Source organism: Sulfuricurvum kujiense DSM 16994, assembly GCF_000183725.1.
Lineage (GTDB): Bacteria > Campylobacterota > Campylobacteria > Campylobacterales > Sulfurimonadaceae > Sulfuricurvum > Sulfuricurvum kujiense.
The window spans coordinates 103,849-124,868 of sequence record NC_014762.1; the positions used below are offsets into that span (position 1 = coordinate 103,849).

The following is a 21,020-nucleotide window of genomic DNA, read 5'->3' on the forward strand; positions in this document are numbered from 1 at the left end:
TTTCGTCCTTGCATTAGTTTAGGATGGTCTTATAGCTCAGTTGGTAGAGCACTACCTCGACAAGGTAGTGGTCACAGGTTCGAGTCCTGTTGGGACCACCATTTCTCCTTAATTTTCCTCTAAATTTATTCATTTAATCGTAAACCAATCAATAATCCCGTATAATCCGCGATATTTTCTCAAATGAGGCATACCCAATGGATATTATTGCGATCAAGCACAACGATCAAATAGTTGATTTACAAACCGCCGGGGCACTTGGAATTACGGGTGAAGAGATCGCTTATGATAACTCTCCCGATGCACTGGAAGTGATTCGCCACTCCTGTGCCCACTTAATGGCCGAGGCGATCAAAGCTCTTTATACTGATGCTAAATTTTTTGTCGGACCGACTGTTAAAGAGGGTTTCTATTATGATTTTAAAGTCAATGAAACGATCGGTGAAGATGATCTAAAAACCATTGAAAAAAAGATGCTCGATATTGCCAAAGGTAAAGAGAAAATCGAGCGTTACGAAATTACCAAAAATGAAGCGCGTGCAAAATTTGCCAACGATCACCTCAAGCAGGCGGTTATGGATCGCATTCCAAGCGATACGGTAACCATATACAAGCAGGGTGAATTTGAAGACCTTTGCCGCGGTCCGCATTTGCCGAGTGTCGGATTGCTGCGTTACTTTAAACTGACGAAGATTTCCGGGGCCTATCTCGGCGGTGACAGCAAAAACGAAATGTTGACCCGTATCTACGGTATCGCGTTTGCCGATAAAGAGTCACTCAAAGCATACCTTGATCAAATGGCGGAAGCGGAAAAACGCGATCACCGCAAAATCGGTGCCGAGATGAAGCTGTTCACTTTCCGCGAAGAGGTCGGTGCGGGATTCCCGATCTGGCTTCCTGCGGGTGCGCGCATGCGTTCACGCCTCGAACAGCTCCTTTTCAAAGCGCACCGCAAACGGGGTTATGAGCCGGTTCGCGGTCCTGAGATGCTTCGCTCAGACTTATGGAAAGTATCGGGTCACTATCAAAACTACGGCGAAAACATGTATTTCACCCATATCGATGAGCTGGAGTTCGGGGTTAAACCGATGAACTGTGTCGGCCATATTAAAGTATACGAGCATGATCTGCATTCGTATCGCGATCTTCCTCTCAAATATTTCGAATACGGGGTCGTTCACCGTCATGAGATGACAGGAGCACTTCACGGGTTGTTCCGTGTCCGTGAATTTACCCAAGACGATGCGCACATCTTCTGTACCGCCGATCAAATCGAGCAGCAGATCATCGAAGTCGTCGATTTCGTTGATAAAATTATGAAAACATTTGAGTTTAACTATAAAATGATGATTTCGACGAAACCTGAAAAAGCAGTTGGAGATGACGCGGTTTGGGAGATTTCTACTAACGCATTGAAAACGGCGATGGATAAAAACAACCTCTCTTATGAAATAGATGAGGGGGGCGGAGCGTTCTACGGCCCTAAAATCGATATCAAAATTACCGATGCTATCGGGCGCGAATGGCAGTGCGGGACGATCCAGCTGGATTTCAATCTCCCGGCACGTTTCGAGCTTGAATACAACGGCGAAGAGAATGCTAAAATACAACCGGTTATGATTCATAGAGCGATTTTAGGTTCGTTTGAGCGATTTGTTGGTATATTGACGGAGCATTACGCTGGGGAATTCCCGATGTTCATCGCTCCGACGCAGGTTGCAATCGTTCCGATTGCCCCTACGCACGAAGCATATGCACGTGAATTAGCCGATAAATTGATCGATATGGGTGCCGATTTTGAGATTTTCGATAAAAATGAGAGTCTTAACAAACGGATCCGTACAGCGGAAAAAGGGCGCGTTCCTATGATCATCGTTCTCGGTGATGAAGAGGTCGCTAATAAAAGCATTGCGGTGCGTGATCGACGATCGCGCGAGCAATACAACCTGAGCGAAGAGGATTTCATCTCTCTGGTTAAACAAAAAATTAATGAGGTACATTTTTGATTAAGAAACAAGACCGAGTCCTGATGAACGAAGACATCAGGGTTCCTGAAGTACGCTGTGTGGTTGATGGCGGTGAAGCATTAGGTATCATCTCTATCAATGAGGCTATGAATAAGGCAAACGAAATGGGACTTGATTTGGTTCTCATCTCTCCGGATGCAAAACCTCCTGTCGCAAAAATCATGGACTACGGTAAGTTTCATTACCAAGAAGAGAAAAAGAAAAAAGAGGCGCGTAAAAAGCAAACGAAAGTAGAAGTCAAAGAGATTAAACTTTCGGTAAAAATTGCGGATAACGATGTCGGCTATAAAGTTAAACACGCACGCGAATTCCTCGAAGAGGGAAAACACGTCCATTTCCGCGTATTTTTGCGCGGACGTGAAATGGCACATCCTGAGTCGGCTGTTGCGGTTTTACAGCGTGTTTGGCCGATGGTTGAAGATATCGGTACGATGTATAAAGCCCCGCAAATGGAAGGTCGTTATTGCAATATGATGATCCATCCGAAAAAAGACGATAAAAAATAAAACTCCTCTCTTGGTAAACTCCTCATTTCCCTTTCTCCCGCGAATGCGGGAAGCTTTAGGGGATTGCAAAGGACAGATATGTCCTTGCCGTGAAGAGGGGCTTTGCTCCTTTCACGTTTAATATAAAATCAAAAGCTTTTTTATGGTATAATCCGCGTCTCGTTTAGAGAATTTTTGCGAAAGGATCAAGTCGATGCCAAAAATGAAATCGGTTAAAGGGGCGGTAAAACGCTTCAAAGTGAAGAAAAACGGCACAATCAAACGTGGTAGCGCATTCCGCAGCCATATTTTGACAAAACAAGATGCTGGGACTCGACGTAAGCAAAATGCACCAAAAGTGGTTGCTAACGTAGACGTTAAAGCTATCAAAAAGATGATCGTAGGCTAAAACCTATTAACCCTCCAGCATAACGCTGGGCAAGTCCGCAAAGCGGCACCCCGTCATTAAAATTGAGATGAACCGGGTCAAGAAAGGAAAACAATGCCAAGAGTAAAAACTGGTGTCGTAAGACGCAGACGTCATAAAAAAGTATTGAAACTCGCACGTGGTTTCTACAGTGCACGCCACAAACATTTCCGTAAAGCGAAAGAGCAACTCGAGCGCTCACTCGTATACGCGTTCCGTGACCGTAAACAGAAAAAACGTGAATTCCGTAAATTGTGGATTATCCGTATCAATGCGGCATGCCGCCTAAACGGAATGAGCTATTCAGTATTCATGAACGGCCTTAAACGTGCCAACATCGAACTTGATCGCAAAATCCTTGCTGACATGGCTATGAACGATGCAGCGGCATTTACTGCCCTCACTACTCAAGCTAAAGCAGCACTCTAAATAAATAGGACCCGAAAGGGTCTTATCCTCTTTTTTCTCTTCAATAAATCTCAATATAAATTACTACTATTCCCGAAGGAATAATATTTTATTGCTCGATTTTATACCCTTTACTCTCAAGACATTTTTGACACTCTACGGTAATCGGAGCTTTTGATGCTTCACCTGCGGCTTTTAAATCGTAATAGCGGCATTCTTGAAAATCCGCCATAATCCGGTCTTCCGTTTTACCTGCCGGACAAATCATTCCGTTGATCGAAATTTGTTTATCAGCGCATCCGCTTAGGAGAAGTGCAGCGGCGATTAGGCCGAAAAATAGGTTTTTTTTCATGATGTATGTTCCTCTTTGAGTGAATTTTCGAATAGATAGCGGTGATCCTCGGGGAGTGCACTATAAACCGCATGGGCTAAATCACGGATTTCCCACAGTGCCGCTTTATCGCTGCGCAGTGAAATGAAGTTTTGCAAGCTTCGTGCATTGATCGACCATGCAAGCTCGGTTTTATAGCTCTCAGGAAGGCAGTATTTCGCACGATCGTTGCTGATTCCGGCTACCAATACGGCACGAAGATTTTCAAGGGCACGGATGCTCATCTCATCAACCATCTCTACATCGGTCATGACCAGATATTTTGCGGCACGTTCTTTGTGATCAATGCTAAAGGGTTCTTCGTCTTTGAGCTCTTTGAGGGTGTAGCGGGTACTTTTGACCGATAGACTCGCCATTCTGTGACGGGCAAGTTCTTGAAGCAAGGCACGGCTGATCCCCTCAACGTAAAAATTGTAGACAATATGCTCCAGCGTTGAAGCGTGTTTGAATTTATTTCCAACACGATCGATCAATTCACGGTCTTTTTCGCCGCCGTTATCGCTTTTATCAAAACTTTGCCAACAGGTACGGATGGCATCGGAGCAGATTACAAGTGGAGTATGGTGTTGTAAGGTTACTTTCATGGGTGTGTCTTTGGAAGTAATTTTGGGAGAGTATAGCAAAAAGTATTATTTTCTTTTCTTTACCACAAAGAAAAGAAACAAAAGAAGCTCATCTTTCAAGCAAAGCGCACACGCGACTTTTGGCACTTCTGCCATCCCGCGTGGCTTTAAAGGATGCTTGAAAGACTGTACTTTATCTTACATCACGAAAACGTGCGGAACGATAAGCGGATATTTTTTCATTTTGCGGTAGATATGTTTGCGTACTACCTGACGAAGATCGTTTTCCAACGCTTTCGGATTCTCGATTAGCCCCGGTTTGAGATTGATCAAGAAGTGCTCTAACACATCTTCCATCTCTAGTGCAAACGCTTTGTCATGGCGATCGGCTACGATACCAAAGCTGGTAACAAGAGGTTTGGACAGAAGTCGCGATTCTGCGGCACTGACCTGAGCGACCAGCATAACCATCCCCTCGCTCGCCATTTTTTGACGATCGATAATGATGTCGTCTTCGATTTGGTGATTATTTTGGTTATCGATGTACGTTTTACCTGTTTTGACGGTTTTGGCTTTGCGCATCATTTTGGTGTTCACTTCGATACTGTCACCGTCAGACATTAGGAGAATATTACGTTCCGGAACTCCACAGGTAACCGCCGTCTCTTTATGCTTCATAATGTGATTGTATTCACCGTGAACAGGGAGGAAGAATTTAGGATTGGTAAGACGAAGCATCAACTTTTGTTCTTCCATACTCGCGTGTCCCGAAACGTGGATATCTCTGTCATTGGCTACACGAGCGCCTGCTCGTTGGAGATAGTTGAGCATCCCTGAAATCGATCCTTCATTCCCCGGAATCGCACGTGCGGAGAGGACGATCAAATCGGTCGGCTTGATCTTGATATGGCGGTGCTCGCCGATCGCCATACGGAAGAGGGCCGAACTCGGTTCCCCCTGACTTCCGGTTGTGACGATGAGGACGTCTTTGTCGCTCATGCGGTTTGCCTCTTCGGCATCGATGAAGATGTTTTTAGGAAGTTTAATGTAATCGTATTGCATACATACTTCGAGATTCCGCTCCATTGATCGTCCGATAACACATACTTTACGGTTGTATTTTATACCGGTCAAAATCGCTTGATATACACGGTGAATGTTTGAACTGAACGTTGACATGATGACACGCCCTTCGGCTTTCGAGAAGATACGGTCAAATCCCGGTGCTACGGTCAGTTCGCTCGGAGTCCACTCTTTGTTATAAGAGTTAGTGGAGTCTGAGAGGAGACAAAGAACCCCTTTTTCACCGTAGTGAGCCAATCGGTGCAAGTCAGCCGTGTAGCCGTCTACCGGAGTATGGTCGATTTTAAAATCGCCCGTATGGATAATAGTTCCCGCTTTAGTCGTGATCGCCAATGAGGAAGAGTCAATGATCGAGTGGGTCATGTGCATCCATTCGATTTCGAAATCGTTTCCGATTTTGTACGGTATCCGTTTAACAATCGGATTGAAGTAGCGGCGGAAATCGCGCATATGATGTTCGTCGAATTTGTTTCCGATCATTGCCAGAGGCAACGGCGTTCCGTAAATCGGGAATTGCATCTCTTTGAAGAAATACGGTACCCCTCCGATATGGTCTTCATGGGCATGGGTAATGATGACGGCAACGATTTTTTTGCGGATTTCGCGCAAGTAGGTGAAGTCAGGGACGAGAATATCGACTCCGTGCATCTCTTCGTCCGGAAAGCTCATCCCGATATCAATGATAATCGCTTCGTTTTCCGTTTCGATGACCGTGATATTTCCGCCGATCTCACCGAGACCGCCCAGCGGTGTGATACGAACTTTGTCATTATTATTAAGATCGAGTTTATAGTGGGGATTGAGACGGTTTTTATGGGCATCTTGGTTTTTGACAACAAAATCGCGAAGATTGTTATCAATCGGTGTGCTAGGACTTCCGCGACGGCCGCCGCGTCCACGATCACGGCCTGAGCGCGCAGGTTCGGCATCGGTTGCGTTTGCATCGGATCCTTCCGGACGGTCTGTACGAGGAGGTCTGTTGTCCTGACGAGGAGGGCGGTTGTCCTGGCGGGGAGGGCGGTTATCCTGACGAGGAGGGCGGCTGTCTTCCCGCGGCTCTGTGTTTGGACGCTCAGTCGTATTCCCCTCTGCACCTTCGGGGCGGTTGTTGTTTCGGCTGCGAAACGGTCGACGGTTATTTCGGCGTTGACGATTTTCGCCTTGCGGCTGTGTTTGTGATCCTGGTTGTTCTTCGGACATTATAATTTCCTTCTGTCGCTTTCATAGCGTAATGGTTTTGTCTATATTTAGATGCTCTAAAAAACCCTAAAAGATTATTTTATAAGGGTGTAGAGCCGGTGAAAGTCAGAGGTGTCAAGCTGATGAGGTCGGATAGAGCGTTCCAACTCAAGCGTTTCAAAGGCTTGGGACAGAACGGTTCCATCATAGCGTGAGGAGAGATTTTTGTGGAGGGTTTTACGGGGCTGTGTAAAGGCCGTTCGTAAAAAGTCTTCAAACCCTTCATCATTACGGTTCGTACGTTTAGAAATGAGCAGTACGCACGAATCGACTTTGGGAGCAGGCTCGAATGCGGTAGGGGGAACGTGTAAAACGATCTCCGCCTCTCCGACACTCTGCGCAATTACACTGAGCGCTCCAAAAGCTCTCTCTCCGGGTGCGGCAGAGAATTTCTCCGCCACTTCACGCTGTATCATGACAAGCAAGTTTCGGCACGCCGGATCGGCGAGGGCTTTGAGGATGATATTCGTAGCGATGTAATAGGGCAAATTCGCCACTAAATCGTACGGTTCATCCAAAAGCTCACTCTTCCAATGCTCTAGCACATCTCCGCATCGGAGAGTAAGAGCGTTGGTAGCGATAGCATCGGCAAATTGGTGCGTCAAATGCTTGCACAAGTCGGTATCGACCTCAAAAGCGGTAACACTTTTGACATCAACTAAATACTTAGTTAAATCACCTAATCCAGGCCCGATTTCTGCGATACGGTGAGGCGTATCGGGCATCGATTGGATGATTTGGGCTAAAACAGCTTCGTCTTTTAAAAAATTTTGGCCAAACTTTTTCTTGGCAATAGCGGCACGGTCTTTTTGCATTGCCCTTATTGTACCTAATAAAGTGTTAATCCCCTATTAAATCATAAAAAATGTGAATCTGTATTTCTTTAATCAAAGAAAACCATTGTTTAGAATTTATCGTTACTTTTGGTAATGAAAGTTATACTTCCGTTATGATTGCGCCAAAGGGTTTGAATGGATAATTTTTTTGCAAAACGGATCATTCCGTGCCTCGATGTTAAAGACGGACGCGTTGTAAAAGGGGTCAATTTCGTCGGCCTCAAAGATGCGGGAGACCCTGTTGAAGTGGCAAAACGCTATAACGAAGAAGGTGCGGACGAGCTCACTTTTTTAGATATTACCGCTTCGCACGAAGAGCGTGACACGATCGTCCATATCGTAGAGCAGGTAGCAAAGGAAGTATTTATCCCTCTCACCGTAGGGGGAGGAATCCGCAAACTCGACGATATTTATCGTCTTCTCGCCGTCGGATGCGACAAAGTGAGTGTCAATTCTGCCGCGATAAAACGTCCGGAACTGATCGATGAGGGGGCAAAGCGATTCGGTTCACAATGTATTGTCGTGGCGATCGATGTGAAGCGTACCGGCAATCAATATAACGTCTATCTAAACGGCGGACGTGTCGATACTGGGATCAATGCACTGGAATGGGCTAAAGAGGTCGTAGATCGAGGGGCGGGAGAGATATTGCTTACCTCGATGGATGCTGACGGTACCAAAGCGGGATTTGATCTATCGATCACGGAACAGATCAGCCGCGCCGTCAATGTACCCGTTATCGCCAGCGGCGGTGCGGGGACGATGGAACATATTAAAGAGGCGTTTGAACACGGTGCCGATGCGGCACTGGCGGCGAGTATTTTCCACTACAAAGAGATCGACATTATGGATCTCAAACGCTACCTGTCGGCTAACGGGATTCCGGTACGATTATGATACTGTGTGCGGGCAATAACGAGACGTTTGATTTTGCGACCCCGATCGGGGTTGGATTGATTGACAGTGCAATCAATCTGACCCGTCACGCTCTAGTACACAAACCGGAATTCATCCTCTTTGTCGGAAGTGCCGGAAGCTACGGAGAACATAAAATCCATGAGATCATCGAGTCCAAAACGGCGGCTAACATCGAGTTAGGCTTTTTGGATAAAAGCGCCTATACCCCGATCGATAACGTTGTTTCGGCACAAACGGAAACCATTAAAGATGTTATAGTCAATTCTTCTAACTACATTACAACATCTGAGAAAGCGATGGAGCAAATGAGAGGTTTGGGAATGGGGATTGAAAACATGGAGTTTTTCAGTGTTATGCGGGTAGCCCAGATTTTCGGAATCCCAGCGGGGGGTGTTTTTTGTATAACCAACTATTGTGATACGAATGCCCACCGCGATTTTATCAGCAATCACGGATTTGCGAAGGTGCTGCTGCGAGAACATTTAGTAAACAAAGGGATGATTCGTGGGTAAGCTGTGCATTCTAGATTATACCAAAGCTGAACTCGCCGGTATGGTGAAACCCTCGTTCCGCGCCAAACAGATATGGGGATGGATTTACCATCAATACGCCACCAGTTTTGAGACGATGCAAAATCTTCCCAAGACGATGCGCGAAGAGCTGGCTCAAACGTATGAGATTATGCCGCTTAAAATTGCCCGAAAGGAATGCTCTACCGACGGAACGATTAAATATCTTTTCGAGCTGAGTGACGGTAAAACGGTTGAGACGGTTTGGCTCAAAATGAAAGACGAAAGCATCGATGAAGAGGGAAATATCGAACATGAAGCGCGATACACCGTCTGTGTCTCGACACAAGTGGGGTGCAAAGTGGGATGTTCGTTTTGTCTGACGGCAAAAGGGGGATTTACCCGTGATCTAACGGCAGGCGAAATTGTCGCTCAGGTGTTGGCCGTTAAGATGGATAACAATCTCGCAGCGCATCGCCGTCTCAATATCGTCTATATGGGGATGGGGGAGCCGTTGGATAATTTGGACAATTTAGCCAAAGCGATCACGATACTCAAAGACGAAGAGGGGCTTTCTATTTCGGGCAAGCGTCAGACGGTCTCGACGAGCGGGCTGAGTACCAAGATCGATAAGCTCGGAGAGATGGATTTAGGGGTTCATATCGCGATCAGCCTCCATGCCGTTGATGATGAACTTCGTACCGAACTGATCCCGATGAACAAAGCGTACAATATCGCTTCAATCATCGATGCGGTCAAGCGTTTTCCGATCGATACCCGAAAACGGGTGATGTTTGAATATCTTGTCATTAAAAATAAAAATGATGATTTGGGCTCGGCGAAAAAACTGGTCAAGCTTCTTCACGGTATTAAAGCCAAGGTCAATTTGATCTATTTTAATCCCTATCCCGGGTCGGATTATCAACGCCCGTCTCGTGAGGATATGGTTGCATTTCAAGAGTATTTGATAAAGCACGGTGTGCTGTGCACGATCCGAGACTCCAAGGGATTGGATATCAGTGCGGCCTGCGGGCAGTTAAAAGAGAAATCGTTAACTTAAGTAGAGTATTCTTACGCCAAATTAATTTTGCTCGGATGACGCTGAGCGAGGAAAGGAAATTGTGTGAGCGGATCGGACTGGCTTCAAGTTGTATTTTTAGGGATATTTGTGAGTGGAAGCGTCGGCGGTTTTCTTTGGGTGGCGATGAAGAAAGACTGAATAGCTCTCTTCACCAGCTGTATTTGAGCATCGCCTGAAAGACATCATTATCGTTTCGATAGCTGTTTTCATGGTAGTAATGCCATTCCGTCCCTATTTCCAACTTCCCCTCTTTAATTCCAAAGACTGAATTGAGATTGAACAACAATTGGTTTTGGCTCAAAAAATCACATGTCGTCCAATCTGTGAACCCCTCAAAATGCCATTTTTCACCGAGCGGCGCGTAATAGTTGGCGGAGAGCTGATAGGTCTCATTTCCGATATTTTGGACTTTTCGATAGAGATTGAGTCCGAAAACACTGAACCCCGGTACATTCATATCGGTGCCGAATCCGTAAAGCCATGCATGATAGGTATCCGATCCGTTATATTGAAAAGCCGCATACCATTCTTTAATAAATCCGTCCGATACAGGAATTCCGGCAATTTTATTGAAGCTGATACGGGGAGAAATCTCGCCGTAGAGATCGTTTTTATCTCCGCTGAAACGGAGTCCGTTCGGGGCATAGACATAATCGGCAAATGCAAACAGATCACCGTACTCCCAGGTACGATAATGTTCCGCCGTTATCGTATGTTTGTTGCCGCTTTGGGTATCGAGAAATGTCGGCCCTTCAAATTTGCCGTAGAGATATTGGAGATTGGTAGCCGAAAATGCGCTGAGCTGGGCAGCGGTGATAAGACTAGCGAAGAGTAAGCGTTTCATCGGTATCCTTTGAAATAAGGGCATTAAATTGGGAAATAAGGTCAAGCGGATCAGACTGTATGCCGTGAACCATCATCCCGAAATGAAGATGCGGACCCGTAATCCGTCCGCTCTCACCGCTGAGTGCGATCGGTTGTCCACGCTCAATACGATCACCGACATTGACATCGAATCGGCTGAGGTGAAAATAGCATGAATATATCCCTTCGCCGTGATCGATAATGATTGTTCCGCCGGAATAATAGCGTTCCTGTACCAAGACGACGATCCCGTCGTTTGCCGCGACAATGGGGATCGGCGTTCGGGCACGAAAATCGACCCCTCCATGGTAGCTTTTCAGACTTCCGTTGTAGGTGCGGGCGGAGCCGTATTCGCTGGTGATATTGGAGTCTATGGGCTTAACGAACGCTTTGTTCCAATAGCGGATCGGTGTAAAGTGCCCGTAGATCGCTTCTGCCTGCGCTTTTTCAGCCGCAATCTGCTCCATCGCTTCCGGAGGGGGAGTCACCAAAGCGGGATCGACACTGAGTGTTTCGGTAGGATAGTCGGCCTCTTGGATATGGATTGAGAAAAAGCTCTCGTTTCCCGGTGCAATCCAGGTGAGGTTGATGTCTCCCGCAGGGGTGTAGTAATCGATCGGTATAACGGCGATCCCTTTGGTTTTATCGGCAGGATGAAGGAGGACGCTTATATTGCGATCGCTCATAATCACGGTTCCCGAAGGTGAAGGTAGGGGTATGATGAGACTTTTCCCGTTAAATCCTTCAGCACCCCAAAGGGCTAAAAAACCGAGCCATAAAATGAGCAAAAATCGCATGGTGTATCCTGCAGTATTATTAAGGACGGTATTGTAGCATTTAGGGCTTAGAAACATAATTTTTGAGAATATATAAAGTATTGTATGTTACTATCAGAAATATGTTGGTTCTAAAAAGAGAAGAGGATGAGAAAAGCTCGAGTCATAGGGTTCATATTGCTATTTTTGATCGTCGGGATTGCGGCTTCGGTTTATTATTACAACCGTCCGGCAGAGTCATCAAGAATTCATATTTCAACCAATCCGTGGATCGGCTTTACCCCTTTTATCTATGCCCAGGAGAAAGGGTGGCTGGAGAGCACTCCGTTTCGGTTCTTATGGCTGGTTGATTTGACGGATAATGCCCGTTTGTACGAAAGGGGATTCACGCAGGGATTTACCGCAACACAGTATGAGCTGCTCCATTTTAAAAACAAAAATACCATCAAACCTGTATTTTTAATCGATCAATCTTTCGGTGCCGATGCCATTGTTTCCAACCGAACCCTTGAAGAATTGCAAAATACGAGAGAAAAAGTAGATGTCTATTTGGAACAAGGATCCCTCAATGATGATTTTTTTGAAGCGTTTGTCACTGAAAAAGGGCTCCAAAAAGTAACGTTTCAAAAAATCGATACATCTCAAAAAAATATCTCTACCCTCACGGAGATGTCACATCCGATTATTATTATCTCGTATCAGCCGTATCTTGCGGGATTGATCAAAAAAGGGTTTAAAGTCCTTGTTTCGACCCAGAGCATGCAGACTTTTTTTGTCGTTGATGCGTTATTTGTGGATGAAAAGACGATTCAGGGGCGAGAGAAAGAGTTTGCCGATCTTAAAAAATTGTTTGCGTTAGGGGTTGAGCGGTTTAAACGAGATCCGCATGAGTACTATGAGACGATCAAAGGGTATTTGGAAGGGCAGAGCTATGAAGAATTTATGGAAACAACCACTCAAATCAAGTGGTTGTATCAAACCCATCCGAATGAGATTATTACTCATCTCAATGCCCAGCAGATAAAAACAGACAGGCTGTTGCCGTGAAACTGCAGCGGTTTAATTTTCTAAATTTAGCGGTTTTGTTTTTACTGATCGGGATTTTGTCGAGCAGTTTTTATACTATCGAACGAAACGGGATGCTCAATTATCTTGCGGACGGGGTCAACCAAAGTTTATTTCGGCTGGAAGAAGATATACAAAAAACTCTTCAGCAGGATCACTTAGAGAATGTTCAGGCGCTTCTTGATCAAGGGAGTGCGATTAATAGCGGGATACGCATTCTGTCTGTCTCATTGGACGGGCATACGATAGCGGTTTCATCGTCGCGTTCCCTGATCGGAAAAGTAATTGAGGGCGAGTATCTCCCTTTGACTCAAATCTCTGAAGGATTGGTAGAGAACGAGTCATTGCAGTATGAAAGCGAAGTAACCTATTTTTCGGGTGCGACCAAAAAAAGAGCACTTCTGTTGGTGGATTTGGACAAAGCGTATATCTTTGAGCGTTTGAACAATATTGCGATGTTTTACGCTTTGGCACTGTTTTTAGGATTGGGAGCAACAGCACTTGCCCTATTGGTCGGAGTAAGAAAGCTGATAATAAAGCCGCTAGAGAGGATCGCACAGCGTGCACAAAATCAAGATATTATCGCAGAAAAACATTTGATCGAAGAACTCTCCATCCTTGATCAAACACTATGTAATTCGTTTCATTCGATGCAAGTACAACAAGAACATCTGAAAGAGGCATTGGATGAATCTTTATATCTGGACGGTATTCTCCGTACCGTCGCCGATATTAATCAGCTGCTGATTACCGCTAAGGATGTGGATGAATTGTTAATGAATTCGTGTTTAAGACTGGCTGAACATCCGGGGTATGAGTTATGCTATATTGCACTCAAAGAAGGAGAGAGTCTTGTTGTCCAAGCGTATTCTAACGATCCGACAGAATACCTGCATCCAAAAATGAAAATCCCGACGGAAGATCTAACCGATCCGACTGTTCGAGCGATGAAAGAGATGTCAACGGTCATTATTGACCATTTGGAGTATGAAAATTCATTCGGTCCTTGGCGATTTATTGCCGAGACCGGGTTATACGGTTCTGTCATTTCACTTCCGCTGATCAGTGCGATAGATGCATTGCCGTTAGGGGTTATAACACTTTATACGAAATACTCGGAAGGATTTGAATCCAAAGAAGTCTCTATGCTCGAAGAGTTGGCGGGAGACATCGGATTCGCGATCCGGTCTTTTACCCAGCGCGAACAATTGAAATACTACCTGACCACTGATTCCAATACGGATCTGCCTAACCGGTTCTCATTGGTAGAAGTTCTTAGCCGGGAAAGTATGTACGGGTTGGCCATTATTAATATTGACCGCTTCGGTGATATCAATGAAGTTTACGGTGTTTCCATCGGCGATGCGGTTTTATCCCAGTACGGTCATTGGCTTCGGGCAAAAATTGCTTCATGGAAAAATATCGAGCTCTTTAAGCTGGGGAGCGATGAATATGCTTTGGTGGCTACCCAGTGTAACGATTTAAAGCTTTTTACCGATTTACTGGAAAATTTAATTTCGACTACACAAAAAGAGGTCTTCAGGGTCGAGGGGATAGAGATTGTCCTCACCATTACGGTCGGTGTCGCAAAATCGACGGAGCAGGTACTGGAACATGCCACTGCCGCGCTTAAGCAGGCGAAGCGCAATCGGCACAGTTTGGAGATTTTCTCCAGTGAATCAAAACAGGAGCAGGAGAATAACATCGCTTGGTACAAACGGATCAAAGAGGCGATAGAAGATTCTCGGATTGTCCCCTATTTTCAGCCGATCGTTGATAATGAAAGCGGAAAAATCATAAAATACGAAGCTCTTATACGACTTGTAGACGTGGATGGCAGTATTGTTTCACCCTATCAATTTTTAGAAATTGCGAAAAAAACAAAACTTTATCCCGAGTTGACCAAAATGATGATTACCAAGGTGGTGAAACTGTTTAAAGACTCTGCGTTTCCGGTAAGTTTGAATCTTTCGACGCAAGATCTTACAAACCATGACTTAGCCGATTTTTTAGAGGAAACAATCCATGAAAACGGAGTAGGGCAATTGATGATTTTCGAAATCTTAGAGAGCGAGGGGATTGAAAACTATAGCTCCGTAAGCGAGTTTGTGGATCGTTTCAAAGCGATCGGATGCCGTTTTGCAATCGATGATTTCGGTTCGGGATACTCAAATTTCGACCATTTGCTTAAACTCAATATCGATACCTTGAAAATTGACGGTTCGTTGATTAAAAATCTGCCGCACAACCGTAACGCACAGATTTTCGTTAAACATATCTGTGATTTTGCCCACGAGATGGGGATCAAAGTGATCGCAGAGTTTGTGGCGAACGAAGCAATCTTTCATCAGGTTAAAGCGATCGGTATCGATGCATCGCAAGGATACTATTTTTATGAACCATCCCCTATAGTAGTCGGAGGAAACTAAAGATGGGAAGCAGCTATATCGGTCGTCAGCCTATTGTTAATGAACGGGGGGCCTTATTCGCTTATGATCTTTTTTCTTCCGCGCAAAGCGCAAGCGAACACGCAACGGAAACACTGGTCAATGATCTTCAAAGTTCATTCGGAATTGATAAAATTATCGGAAAACGGCTCGGGTTTATTCGTGCGGATCATCAGTTTATATTTCATGAGCTTTTTGGACTTTTACCGAAAGAGAGTATCGTTTATGCGGTGTTGGAAGAGAGTGTTGTTGATAAGGAGCTATGCGACTCATTAGAAAAGCTTAGGGGACAAGGATACCGTTTTGCGCTCAATGACTTTGCCTATACGCCTGAAAATATAGAGAAATTTTCTCCTTTGTTCCCATATTTGGAGTATGTTAAGATCGATATCCCCCGCAGTCCCCGGATTAAACGAGAGGATGTAGAGCAGCTCAAACAACAGGAATTGACCGTAATCGGAGCAAAAATCGAGTCTCATGATATCCATGCACAGTGTGTCGCCAAAGGGTTTTCGTATTTTCAGGGGTATTTCATCTCAAAGCCGAAAGTTCTTGAAAACCCTTCCTTTTCACTTGATCAAACGGCAGTTATTCAGTTATGGAACATGCTCCAAAGCGATGCGGATATTAATGCGTTGGTGAAAGCGTTTGAACTGAACCACATGGTGAGTTTAAAACTGATCCGTTTTGTAAATTCAGCCGTATTCGCACTCCGTAACCCTGTTTCATCCGTCCGTCATGTGCTTACACTAATGGGGAGAGAACCTCTGGCACGCTGGATAATGCTGCTGATGTTTTCCGAAGCGAAGGAATCGGATCAAAATAATATCCCCCTAATGCTAATGGTAGTGAACCGGACAGAACTGATGACGCAGTTATTGACGTTGATCAAACCGAATGCGACGGAATCGCAACAGGCAACCGCCTATTTTGTCGGAATGCTCTCTTTGATCCATCTTCTTTTTAATATTCCCCACCGCGAAGCTCTCAAGAAGCTAAACGTTACCCCCGAAATCGAACGAGCGCTGTTTGAAGGGGACGGTTTTTACGGCGAGCTATTGACAACGGTACGTTCAATCGAGATGCTCGATACCGAGGGAATAGACAAGTTTTTAGAGAAACATTCTCTAGAACGCGAAGTATTGGAACCGCTGATCGCTTCGGCTATGGAAAAAGTAAATCAGTTTGATGAGGCGATGGGATAAATCAGTAATTAAATGTGTTTGCTTTATACTTCCAAAAAAATTAAACAAGGTAAAAGATGGTTATAGTGAATAGTTCTCTCCAGTCTCCATCACCGATGGAATCGACTCAAGTTGCAAAATCTGCTCTTCAGACAAACAAGTCTCTCGATGATGCGATTATAGAGTTCAATACACAAGAAGTGCAAAAAAATAGCAGCAGATTTCAGGAAAATCTTTCCGTTATGGCAGCTCAAATGACAGGCAAGGGATTGAATTTGGATATTAGAGGATAGTTTAGGCCAATTATGCCTAAGTTTGAAAAGATCCACCCCCTTCATACACATTTTTATCATATTGATTAAAATTTAATCAATATTTCTCATTACGGTTGAATAAATTATATTATAATTTTTGCAAGTAGAAAATTCGGGAAGATTATATCTTCCAATATTGTTCAATAAATGGATGCTAGGGTTCCGACTGCAAAGTGCTGGTCCGAGAGTATCCGGCCTCGTAAGCGGCTACACGGAGGGATAAAAGCCCGGGAGAGAGATATTTCTCCCCGTTTTTTCTCGACTAACCGTTTAGGAGGATTTTATGAAACATTCACTCACACAGTGCACATCCGCTGCAGGCTCATCCAAACTAACATCACCAAAGCTTTCCACACGTATTTCTCTGGCTGTTTTGGCTCTTGCCGTTGCGTCGACTACTATGTTTGCCGCTCCGAAAACCAACTTTAAAGTTGCATGGACCATTTATGCGGGCTGGATGCCCTGGGATTACGGCGCCCGAAAAGGGATCGTCAAAAAATGGGCCGATAAATACGGTATTAAAATCGATGTCGTTCAGCTCAATGATTATGTAGAGTCGATCAATCAATACTCGGCGGGCTCGTTTGACGGGTGTGTCATGACCAATATGGATGCATTGACCATTCCGGCGGCGGGAGGGGTAGATTCAACTGCCGTAATTATCGGTGACTACTCAAACGGAAATGACGGGATCGTTTCAAAAAGTGCTAATAGCATGAAAGATCTTAAAGGTCAGAAAATCAATCTGGTCGAGTATTCGGTATCACATTATCTGTTGGAACGGGGATTGGCATCTGCAGGCTTGAAGGCTAAAGACGTCAAAACAATCAATACATCGGATGCGGATATCGTTTCGGCATTCAATTCTCCTTCTATGAAAAATGTGGTGACATGGAACCCGCAGCTTGGGGAAGTGAAAAAAGTTAAAAATGCCAAGCTTTTGTTTGATTCCAGCAAAATTCCCGGCGAGATCATCGATATGATGGTTGTAAATACCCAAACTTTGAAAGAGAACCCGAAATTGGGCAAAGCATTAACGGGGGCATGGTTTGAAATCATGGGAATCATGTCGAAAAACGATGCAAAAGGTATTGAAGCGCGTACGTTGATGGCTAAAGCTTCGGGAGCATCACTCAAAGAGTACCAAGCACAGCTTGCAACCACCAAAATGTTATACGGCCGGCGAAGCTGTGAAATTTACCGAAGATCCAAAACTGATCACAACCATGGGAGAAGTGAGCAAGTTTTCGTTTGCACACGGATTATTGGGAGACAAAGCTAAGAATGACGGCTTCATCGGTATGACGTTTCCATCAAACAAATCGATCGGAAATACGAAAAATGTCAAACTCCGATTTAATTCAGAGTTTATGAAACAAGCGGCAGAAGGGAAACTGTAATCCATGCGTTTGATCAATCTGAATGCTGGACGGTTTTCACCGCTTTTAAAAATATTGCCGTTTGTGATTCTCGGATTGGTCTATTGGATTGCTGCAGATGCGCGTCACGCCCTAAATCCGGAAGACAAGCTTCTTCCGACATTTGAAGCGATCGGCGAAGCGGTAAAAACGATGGTCATGGAACCGGATGAATTAACCGAAGAGCCGATTTTGTACACCGATACGGTTGCGAGTCTGAACCGGATTGCACAAGGATTGGGGATTGCTACGGCTGTCGGCCTGATATTGGGGATCGTACAGGGGACGTTACCTCTGTTTCGTTCACTTCTTTCCCCGTTTTCGGCAGCAGTATCGTTAATACCGCCGATCGCGATATTGCCAATACTGTTGATCATTTTCGGGCTGGAAGAATCGGCTAAAGTGGCGCTGATCGCTATCGGTGTGGCTCCGTTTCTGATCCGTGATACGCAGCAGCGTTCCATGGAACTTTCCGAAGAGCTCTTGATCAAGGTGCAAACCTTGGGGGCATCGACATGGCAGATCATTCTGCGTGTCGTTTTACCCCATGTTATGCCACGTCTGCTGGATGCGCTCAGACTTTCACTGGGTGCGGCATGGCTTTTTCTCATTACGGCGGAAGCGATCGCGTCTTCGGAAGGTTTGGGATACCGTATCTTTTTGATGCGCCGCTACATGGAGATGGATGTCATTTTACCGTACGTCGCGTGGATCACGCTGCTGGCATTTCTTATGGACTGGATACTTGCGGTGATCATTCGCAGAGCATTTCCATGGTATCGGAAGGAGAAATAATGAGTTATTTGCAAATCCGTAATGTATGGAAAACCTACGATGATAACGTCATTCTTGAAAAACTCAATTTCACGATCGAAAAAGGGGAATTTTGTACCCTTATCGGACCGTCAGGATGCGGAAAAAGCACCTTTTTGCGAATGCTTTTAGGGAAGGAGAGCCCGACTCGCGGGACAATTTTGCTTGAGGGCGAGCCGCTCTCGAATGAGCCGGGGAGCGACAGAGGTGTCGTATTTCAAAAATACACCCTGTTCCCGCATCTAAGAGCATTGGAAAACGTGATGCTGGGACTGGAGATGGAACACTCTGCATTTCTGGGCAAAGCGTTCGGAAGCGCACGCCGCCGGATTAAAGAGGAAGCGATGGAGATGATCAAAGCGGTAGGGTTGGAGCAATCGGCGCACAAGTACCCTTCTGAACTCTCAGGAGGGATGCAGCAGCGTCTCTCTATCGCTCAGGCTTTGGTGAAAAAGCCGAAGATATTGTTGCTGGATGAGCCGTTCGGCGCACTTGATCCTGGAAGCCGATCCGATATGCAGGAGCTGGTTCACGGATTATGGCAGACCTACGGGCTGACCGCATTTATGGTGACACATGATGTCAAAGAGGCTTTTGAGCTCGGCACCAGATTGCTGGTGTTTGATAAAGTCCGTAACGATCCGCACTCACCGAATGCCTACGGCGCTACGGTCGTCAATGATATAAAACTTGATAAAAATAAACGAAAAAATAAAGGAGAAGGGCATGTCGACCATGATGAAACCATTATCGCCTGAGACTATCCTCTTTGATGAGGTACTGCCGGGCGGAGGACGCTGGAGCAAGATCATTCGCAAAGGTCAGGTGCTTCGAATCCTGAATACCGAAGCGACAAGCGGCCTTTCGGCCCTTTTTTATAACGTCCATGAACGGACCGAGCGCTATAACGCGGCCGATACGGTCAAGATTCAATATAACGCGTATCTAAAGCAAGGCAAAGCACTCTATTCGGACATGGGCCGTATTTTGATGTCGATTATTGAAGACAGTTGTGAGACGCACGATACGGTGTGCGGTTATACCATGGCAGCCGATGTCGAAAAACTTTGCGGACTCGGAAACTATCAGGCCAAGCGTAATTGCTATTACAAAAACGATTTTGATAATTTCCTCGTGGAAGTAGGAAAATACGGGATGGGACGCCGCGATATCATGCCGTGTCTCAACCTTTTCGCCGATGCGAAGATCGGTGAACGCGGAGAACTGATCTTCCGAGAGGACACTGTGCCTGCGGGGAGCTTTATCGAACTGCGTGCCGAGATGGATGTCCTCGTAATCCTGTCAAATACCGTGCATGTGCTGAGCACCAATGAAACGTACGATGTCAAACCGGTGAATCTGACCGTCTATCAGGGAGATGCCGTGGCAGAAGATGATATATGTGTGATTGATTCGGAGCGAAGCGAGCGCGCATTTGTCAACACCAGAAATTATATGAAACAGTTTACTCAAGGAGGCGGAAATGTCTGAGATGATTACGGTCGATTTGACTTTGAATGAACCTATCTATGATGAGACGATACCTGCCGGAGAGCCTTGGTACCATGTTGTGAAAGCGGGCGAAGTGCTGCGGATCGTCGATTTGGAAGGGTGCCAGGCTGTGGATACCCTTTTTTACAATGCCAATGACGTCACAGAACGCTACAGCGCTCCTCAAACCATCGTACGACAAAAGAACATCTTTGTCGAAACGGGTACCGAACTCGTTTCCAATTTGGGAAATACGATGATGAAAGTGATCAGCGATACCTGCGGGCGCCACGATACACTGGGCGGTGCATGCAGTGCCGAGAGCAATACGGTTCGCTACGCGCTGGATAAACTCGATATGCATTCGTGCCGGGACAATTATCTTTTGGCATTGGGACAAATGGGGATGGACAAGCGCGATCTCGTGAGCAATATCAATTTTTTCATGAATGTGCCGGTCGAAGCGGACGGGACACTGGCCATCATAGACGGGATTTCCACCCCCGGCAGTACGATCGAATTGATCGCATTGATGGATACCCTGGTATTGATCTCGAACTGTCCGCAGCTTAATAACCCGTGCAATGCGTTCAATCCTACACCGGTAAGACTGAGCATCTATAAACCTTTTTAATAACAGATTTCTGCCTCGATGAGGCAAGCTTTAATGCCATAGGCCAG

General features: G+C 45.5%; 22 protein-coding genes, 1 tRNA gene and 1 riboswitch. Of the genes, 17 read left to right on the forward strand and 6 right to left on the reverse strand.

Translation table 11 applies throughout. The features are described from left to right. The first annotated feature begins 25 nt into the window (after positions 1-25). The 5 genes from SULKU_RS00535 (at position 26) to rplT (ending at position 3,368) form a co-directional block, all read left to right on the forward strand. Positions 26-101 (forward strand) — tRNA-Val (locus SULKU_RS00535). A gap of 96 nt (positions 102-197) precedes the next feature. Continuing rightward, positions 198-2,006: a threonine--tRNA ligase gene (thrS, locus tag SULKU_RS00540; protein ID WP_013458972.1), complete on the forward strand. Its 1,809-nt coding sequence runs from the start codon at positions 198-200 to the stop codon at positions 2,004-2,006. Next, on the forward strand, positions 2,003-2,533 hold the full coding sequence (gene infC, locus SULKU_RS00545) for a translation initiation factor IF-3 (protein ID WP_013458973.1): 531 nt from the start codon (positions 2,003-2,005) through the stop codon (positions 2,531-2,533). The genes thrS and infC overlap by 4 nt, the downstream gene beginning before the upstream one ends. Before the next feature lie 193 nt (positions 2,534-2,726). Then, a complete protein-coding gene (rpmI, locus tag SULKU_RS00550; RefSeq protein WP_013458974.1) occupies positions 2,727-2,921 on the forward strand; it encodes a 50S ribosomal protein L35 in 195 nt (64 codons plus the stop codon). Between the two features lie 93 nt (positions 2,922-3,014). Further along, positions 3,015-3,368 (forward strand): 50S ribosomal protein L20, encoded by a 354-nt coding sequence (gene rplT, locus SULKU_RS00555; protein ID WP_013458975.1) that lies wholly within the window; start codon positions 3,015-3,017, stop codon positions 3,366-3,368. 88 nt (positions 3,369-3,456) lie between these two features. On the opposite strand, the gene SULKU_RS00560 is transcribed toward rplT, so the two are convergent. The 4 genes from SULKU_RS00560 to rsmA form a co-directional block, all read right to left on the reverse strand. After that, entirely contained in the window at positions 3,457-3,699 is a 243-nt protein-coding gene (locus tag SULKU_RS00560; protein WP_013458976.1) for a hypothetical protein, read from the reverse strand. After that, the gene (gene thyX / locus SULKU_RS00565; RefSeq protein WP_013458977.1) at positions 3,696-4,322 is read right to left on the reverse strand and encodes an FAD-dependent thymidylate synthase; all 627 of its coding nucleotides are present in this window, start codon (positions 4,320-4,322) and stop codon (positions 3,696-3,698) included. The genes SULKU_RS00560 and thyX overlap by 4 nt, the downstream gene beginning before the upstream one ends. A gap of 177 nt (positions 4,323-4,499) precedes the next feature. Then, positions 4,500-6,584 carry a ribonuclease J gene (locus tag SULKU_RS00570; RefSeq protein ID WP_013458978.1) on the reverse strand — a complete coding sequence of 695 codons (2,085 nt, stop codon included), beginning with the start codon at positions 6,582-6,584 and terminating at the stop codon, positions 4,500-4,502. Between the two features lie 74 nt (positions 6,585-6,658). Continuing rightward, complete coding sequence (gene rsmA / locus SULKU_RS00575; RefSeq protein ID WP_013458979.1) at positions 6,659-7,438, reverse strand: 16S rRNA (adenine(1518)-N(6)/adenine(1519)-N(6))-dimethyltransferase RsmA; 780 nt, start codon at positions 7,436-7,438, stop codon at positions 6,659-6,661. Between the two features lie 156 nt (positions 7,439-7,594). Here rsmA and hisF point away from each other — a divergent pair, with 156 nt between their 5' ends. Genes hisF through rlmN form a run of 3 tightly spaced genes read left to right on the forward strand, consistent with a single transcriptional unit; the run spans position 7,595 to position 9,946 of the window. Beyond that, entirely contained in the window at positions 7,595-8,356 is a 762-nt protein-coding gene (gene hisF / locus SULKU_RS00580) for an imidazole glycerol phosphate synthase subunit HisF (RefSeq protein WP_013458980.1), read from the forward strand. Continuing rightward, positions 8,353-8,889, forward strand: a complete 537-nt coding sequence (locus tag SULKU_RS00585; RefSeq protein WP_013458981.1) for a phosphorylase family protein — start codon at positions 8,353-8,355, stop codon at positions 8,887-8,889. Before hisF ends, SULKU_RS00585 begins: the two co-directional genes overlap by 4 nt. After that, entirely contained in the window at positions 8,882-9,946 is a 1,065-nt protein-coding gene (rlmN, locus tag SULKU_RS00590; protein WP_013458982.1) for a dual-specificity RNA methyltransferase RlmN, read from the forward strand. Before SULKU_RS00585 ends, rlmN begins: the two co-directional genes overlap by 8 nt. A 169-nt stretch (positions 9,947-10,115) precedes the next feature. Here the strand turns inward: rlmN and SULKU_RS00595 are convergent, their stop codons facing one another. Both SULKU_RS00595 and pgp3 read right to left on the reverse strand, forming a co-directional pair. Continuing rightward, on the reverse strand, positions 10,116-10,811 hold the full coding sequence (locus SULKU_RS00595; protein ID WP_013458983.1) for an outer membrane protein OmpK: 696 nt from the start codon (positions 10,809-10,811) through the stop codon (positions 10,116-10,118). Then, positions 10,789-11,628: a peptidoglycan metallopeptidase Pgp3 gene (gene pgp3 / locus SULKU_RS00600; protein WP_013458984.1), complete on the reverse strand. Its 840-nt coding sequence runs from the start codon at positions 11,626-11,628 to the stop codon at positions 10,789-10,791. Before pgp3 ends, SULKU_RS00595 begins: the two co-directional genes overlap by 23 nt. A gap of 126 nt (positions 11,629-11,754) precedes the next feature. Between pgp3 and SULKU_RS00605 the strand changes: the two genes are divergently transcribed. The 9 genes from SULKU_RS00605 (at position 11,755) to SULKU_RS00645 (ending at position 20,973) form a co-directional block, all read left to right on the forward strand. Next, on the forward strand, positions 11,755-12,654 hold the full coding sequence (locus SULKU_RS00605) for a type 2 periplasmic-binding domain-containing protein (RefSeq protein WP_013458985.1): 900 nt from the start codon (positions 11,755-11,757) through the stop codon (positions 12,652-12,654). Continuing rightward, positions 12,651-15,101 carry a sensor domain-containing phosphodiesterase gene (locus SULKU_RS14165; RefSeq protein WP_013458986.1) on the forward strand — a complete coding sequence of 817 codons (2,451 nt, stop codon included), beginning with the start codon at positions 12,651-12,653 and terminating at the stop codon, positions 15,099-15,101. The genes SULKU_RS00605 and SULKU_RS14165 overlap by 4 nt, the downstream gene beginning before the upstream one ends. 2 nt (positions 15,102-15,103) lie before the next feature. Next, on the forward strand, positions 15,104-16,324 hold the full coding sequence (locus SULKU_RS00615) for an EAL and HDOD domain-containing protein (RefSeq protein WP_013458987.1): 1,221 nt from the start codon (positions 15,104-15,106) through the stop codon (positions 16,322-16,324). Positions 16,325-16,389: 65 nt separating this feature from the next. Continuing rightward, a complete protein-coding gene (locus SULKU_RS00620; protein ID WP_151174210.1) occupies positions 16,390-16,596 on the forward strand; it encodes a hypothetical protein in 207 nt (68 codons plus the stop codon). Positions 16,597-16,760: 164 nt separating this feature from the next. After that, a riboswitch (guanidine-I (ykkC/yxkD leader) is annotated at positions 16,761-16,853 on the forward strand. Between the two features lie 47 nt (positions 16,854-16,900). Then, complete coding sequence (locus SULKU_RS00625; protein ID WP_245535151.1) at positions 16,901-17,899, forward strand: putative urea ABC transporter substrate-binding protein; 999 nt, start codon at positions 16,901-16,903, stop codon at positions 17,897-17,899. A gap of 121 nt (positions 17,900-18,020) precedes the next feature. Further along, entirely contained in the window at positions 18,021-18,830 is an 810-nt protein-coding gene (locus SULKU_RS00630; RefSeq protein ID WP_013458989.1) for an ABC transporter permease, read from the forward strand. Further along, entirely contained in the window at positions 18,830-19,606 is a 777-nt protein-coding gene (locus SULKU_RS00635) for an ABC transporter ATP-binding protein (RefSeq protein WP_013458990.1), read from the forward strand. The genes SULKU_RS00630 and SULKU_RS00635 overlap by 1 nt, the downstream gene beginning before the upstream one ends. Beyond that, positions 19,575-20,339 carry an urea amidolyase associated protein UAAP1 gene (locus SULKU_RS00640; RefSeq protein WP_041666702.1) on the forward strand — a complete coding sequence of 255 codons (765 nt, stop codon included), beginning with the start codon at positions 19,575-19,577 and terminating at the stop codon, positions 20,337-20,339. Before SULKU_RS00635 ends, SULKU_RS00640 begins: the two co-directional genes overlap by 32 nt. Continuing rightward, on the forward strand, positions 20,332-20,973 hold the full coding sequence (locus tag SULKU_RS00645; RefSeq protein WP_013458992.1) for an urea amidolyase associated protein UAAP2: 642 nt from the start codon (positions 20,332-20,334) through the stop codon (positions 20,971-20,973). The genes SULKU_RS00640 and SULKU_RS00645 overlap by 8 nt, the downstream gene beginning before the upstream one ends. Positions 20,974-21,020 lie beyond the last annotated feature (47 nt).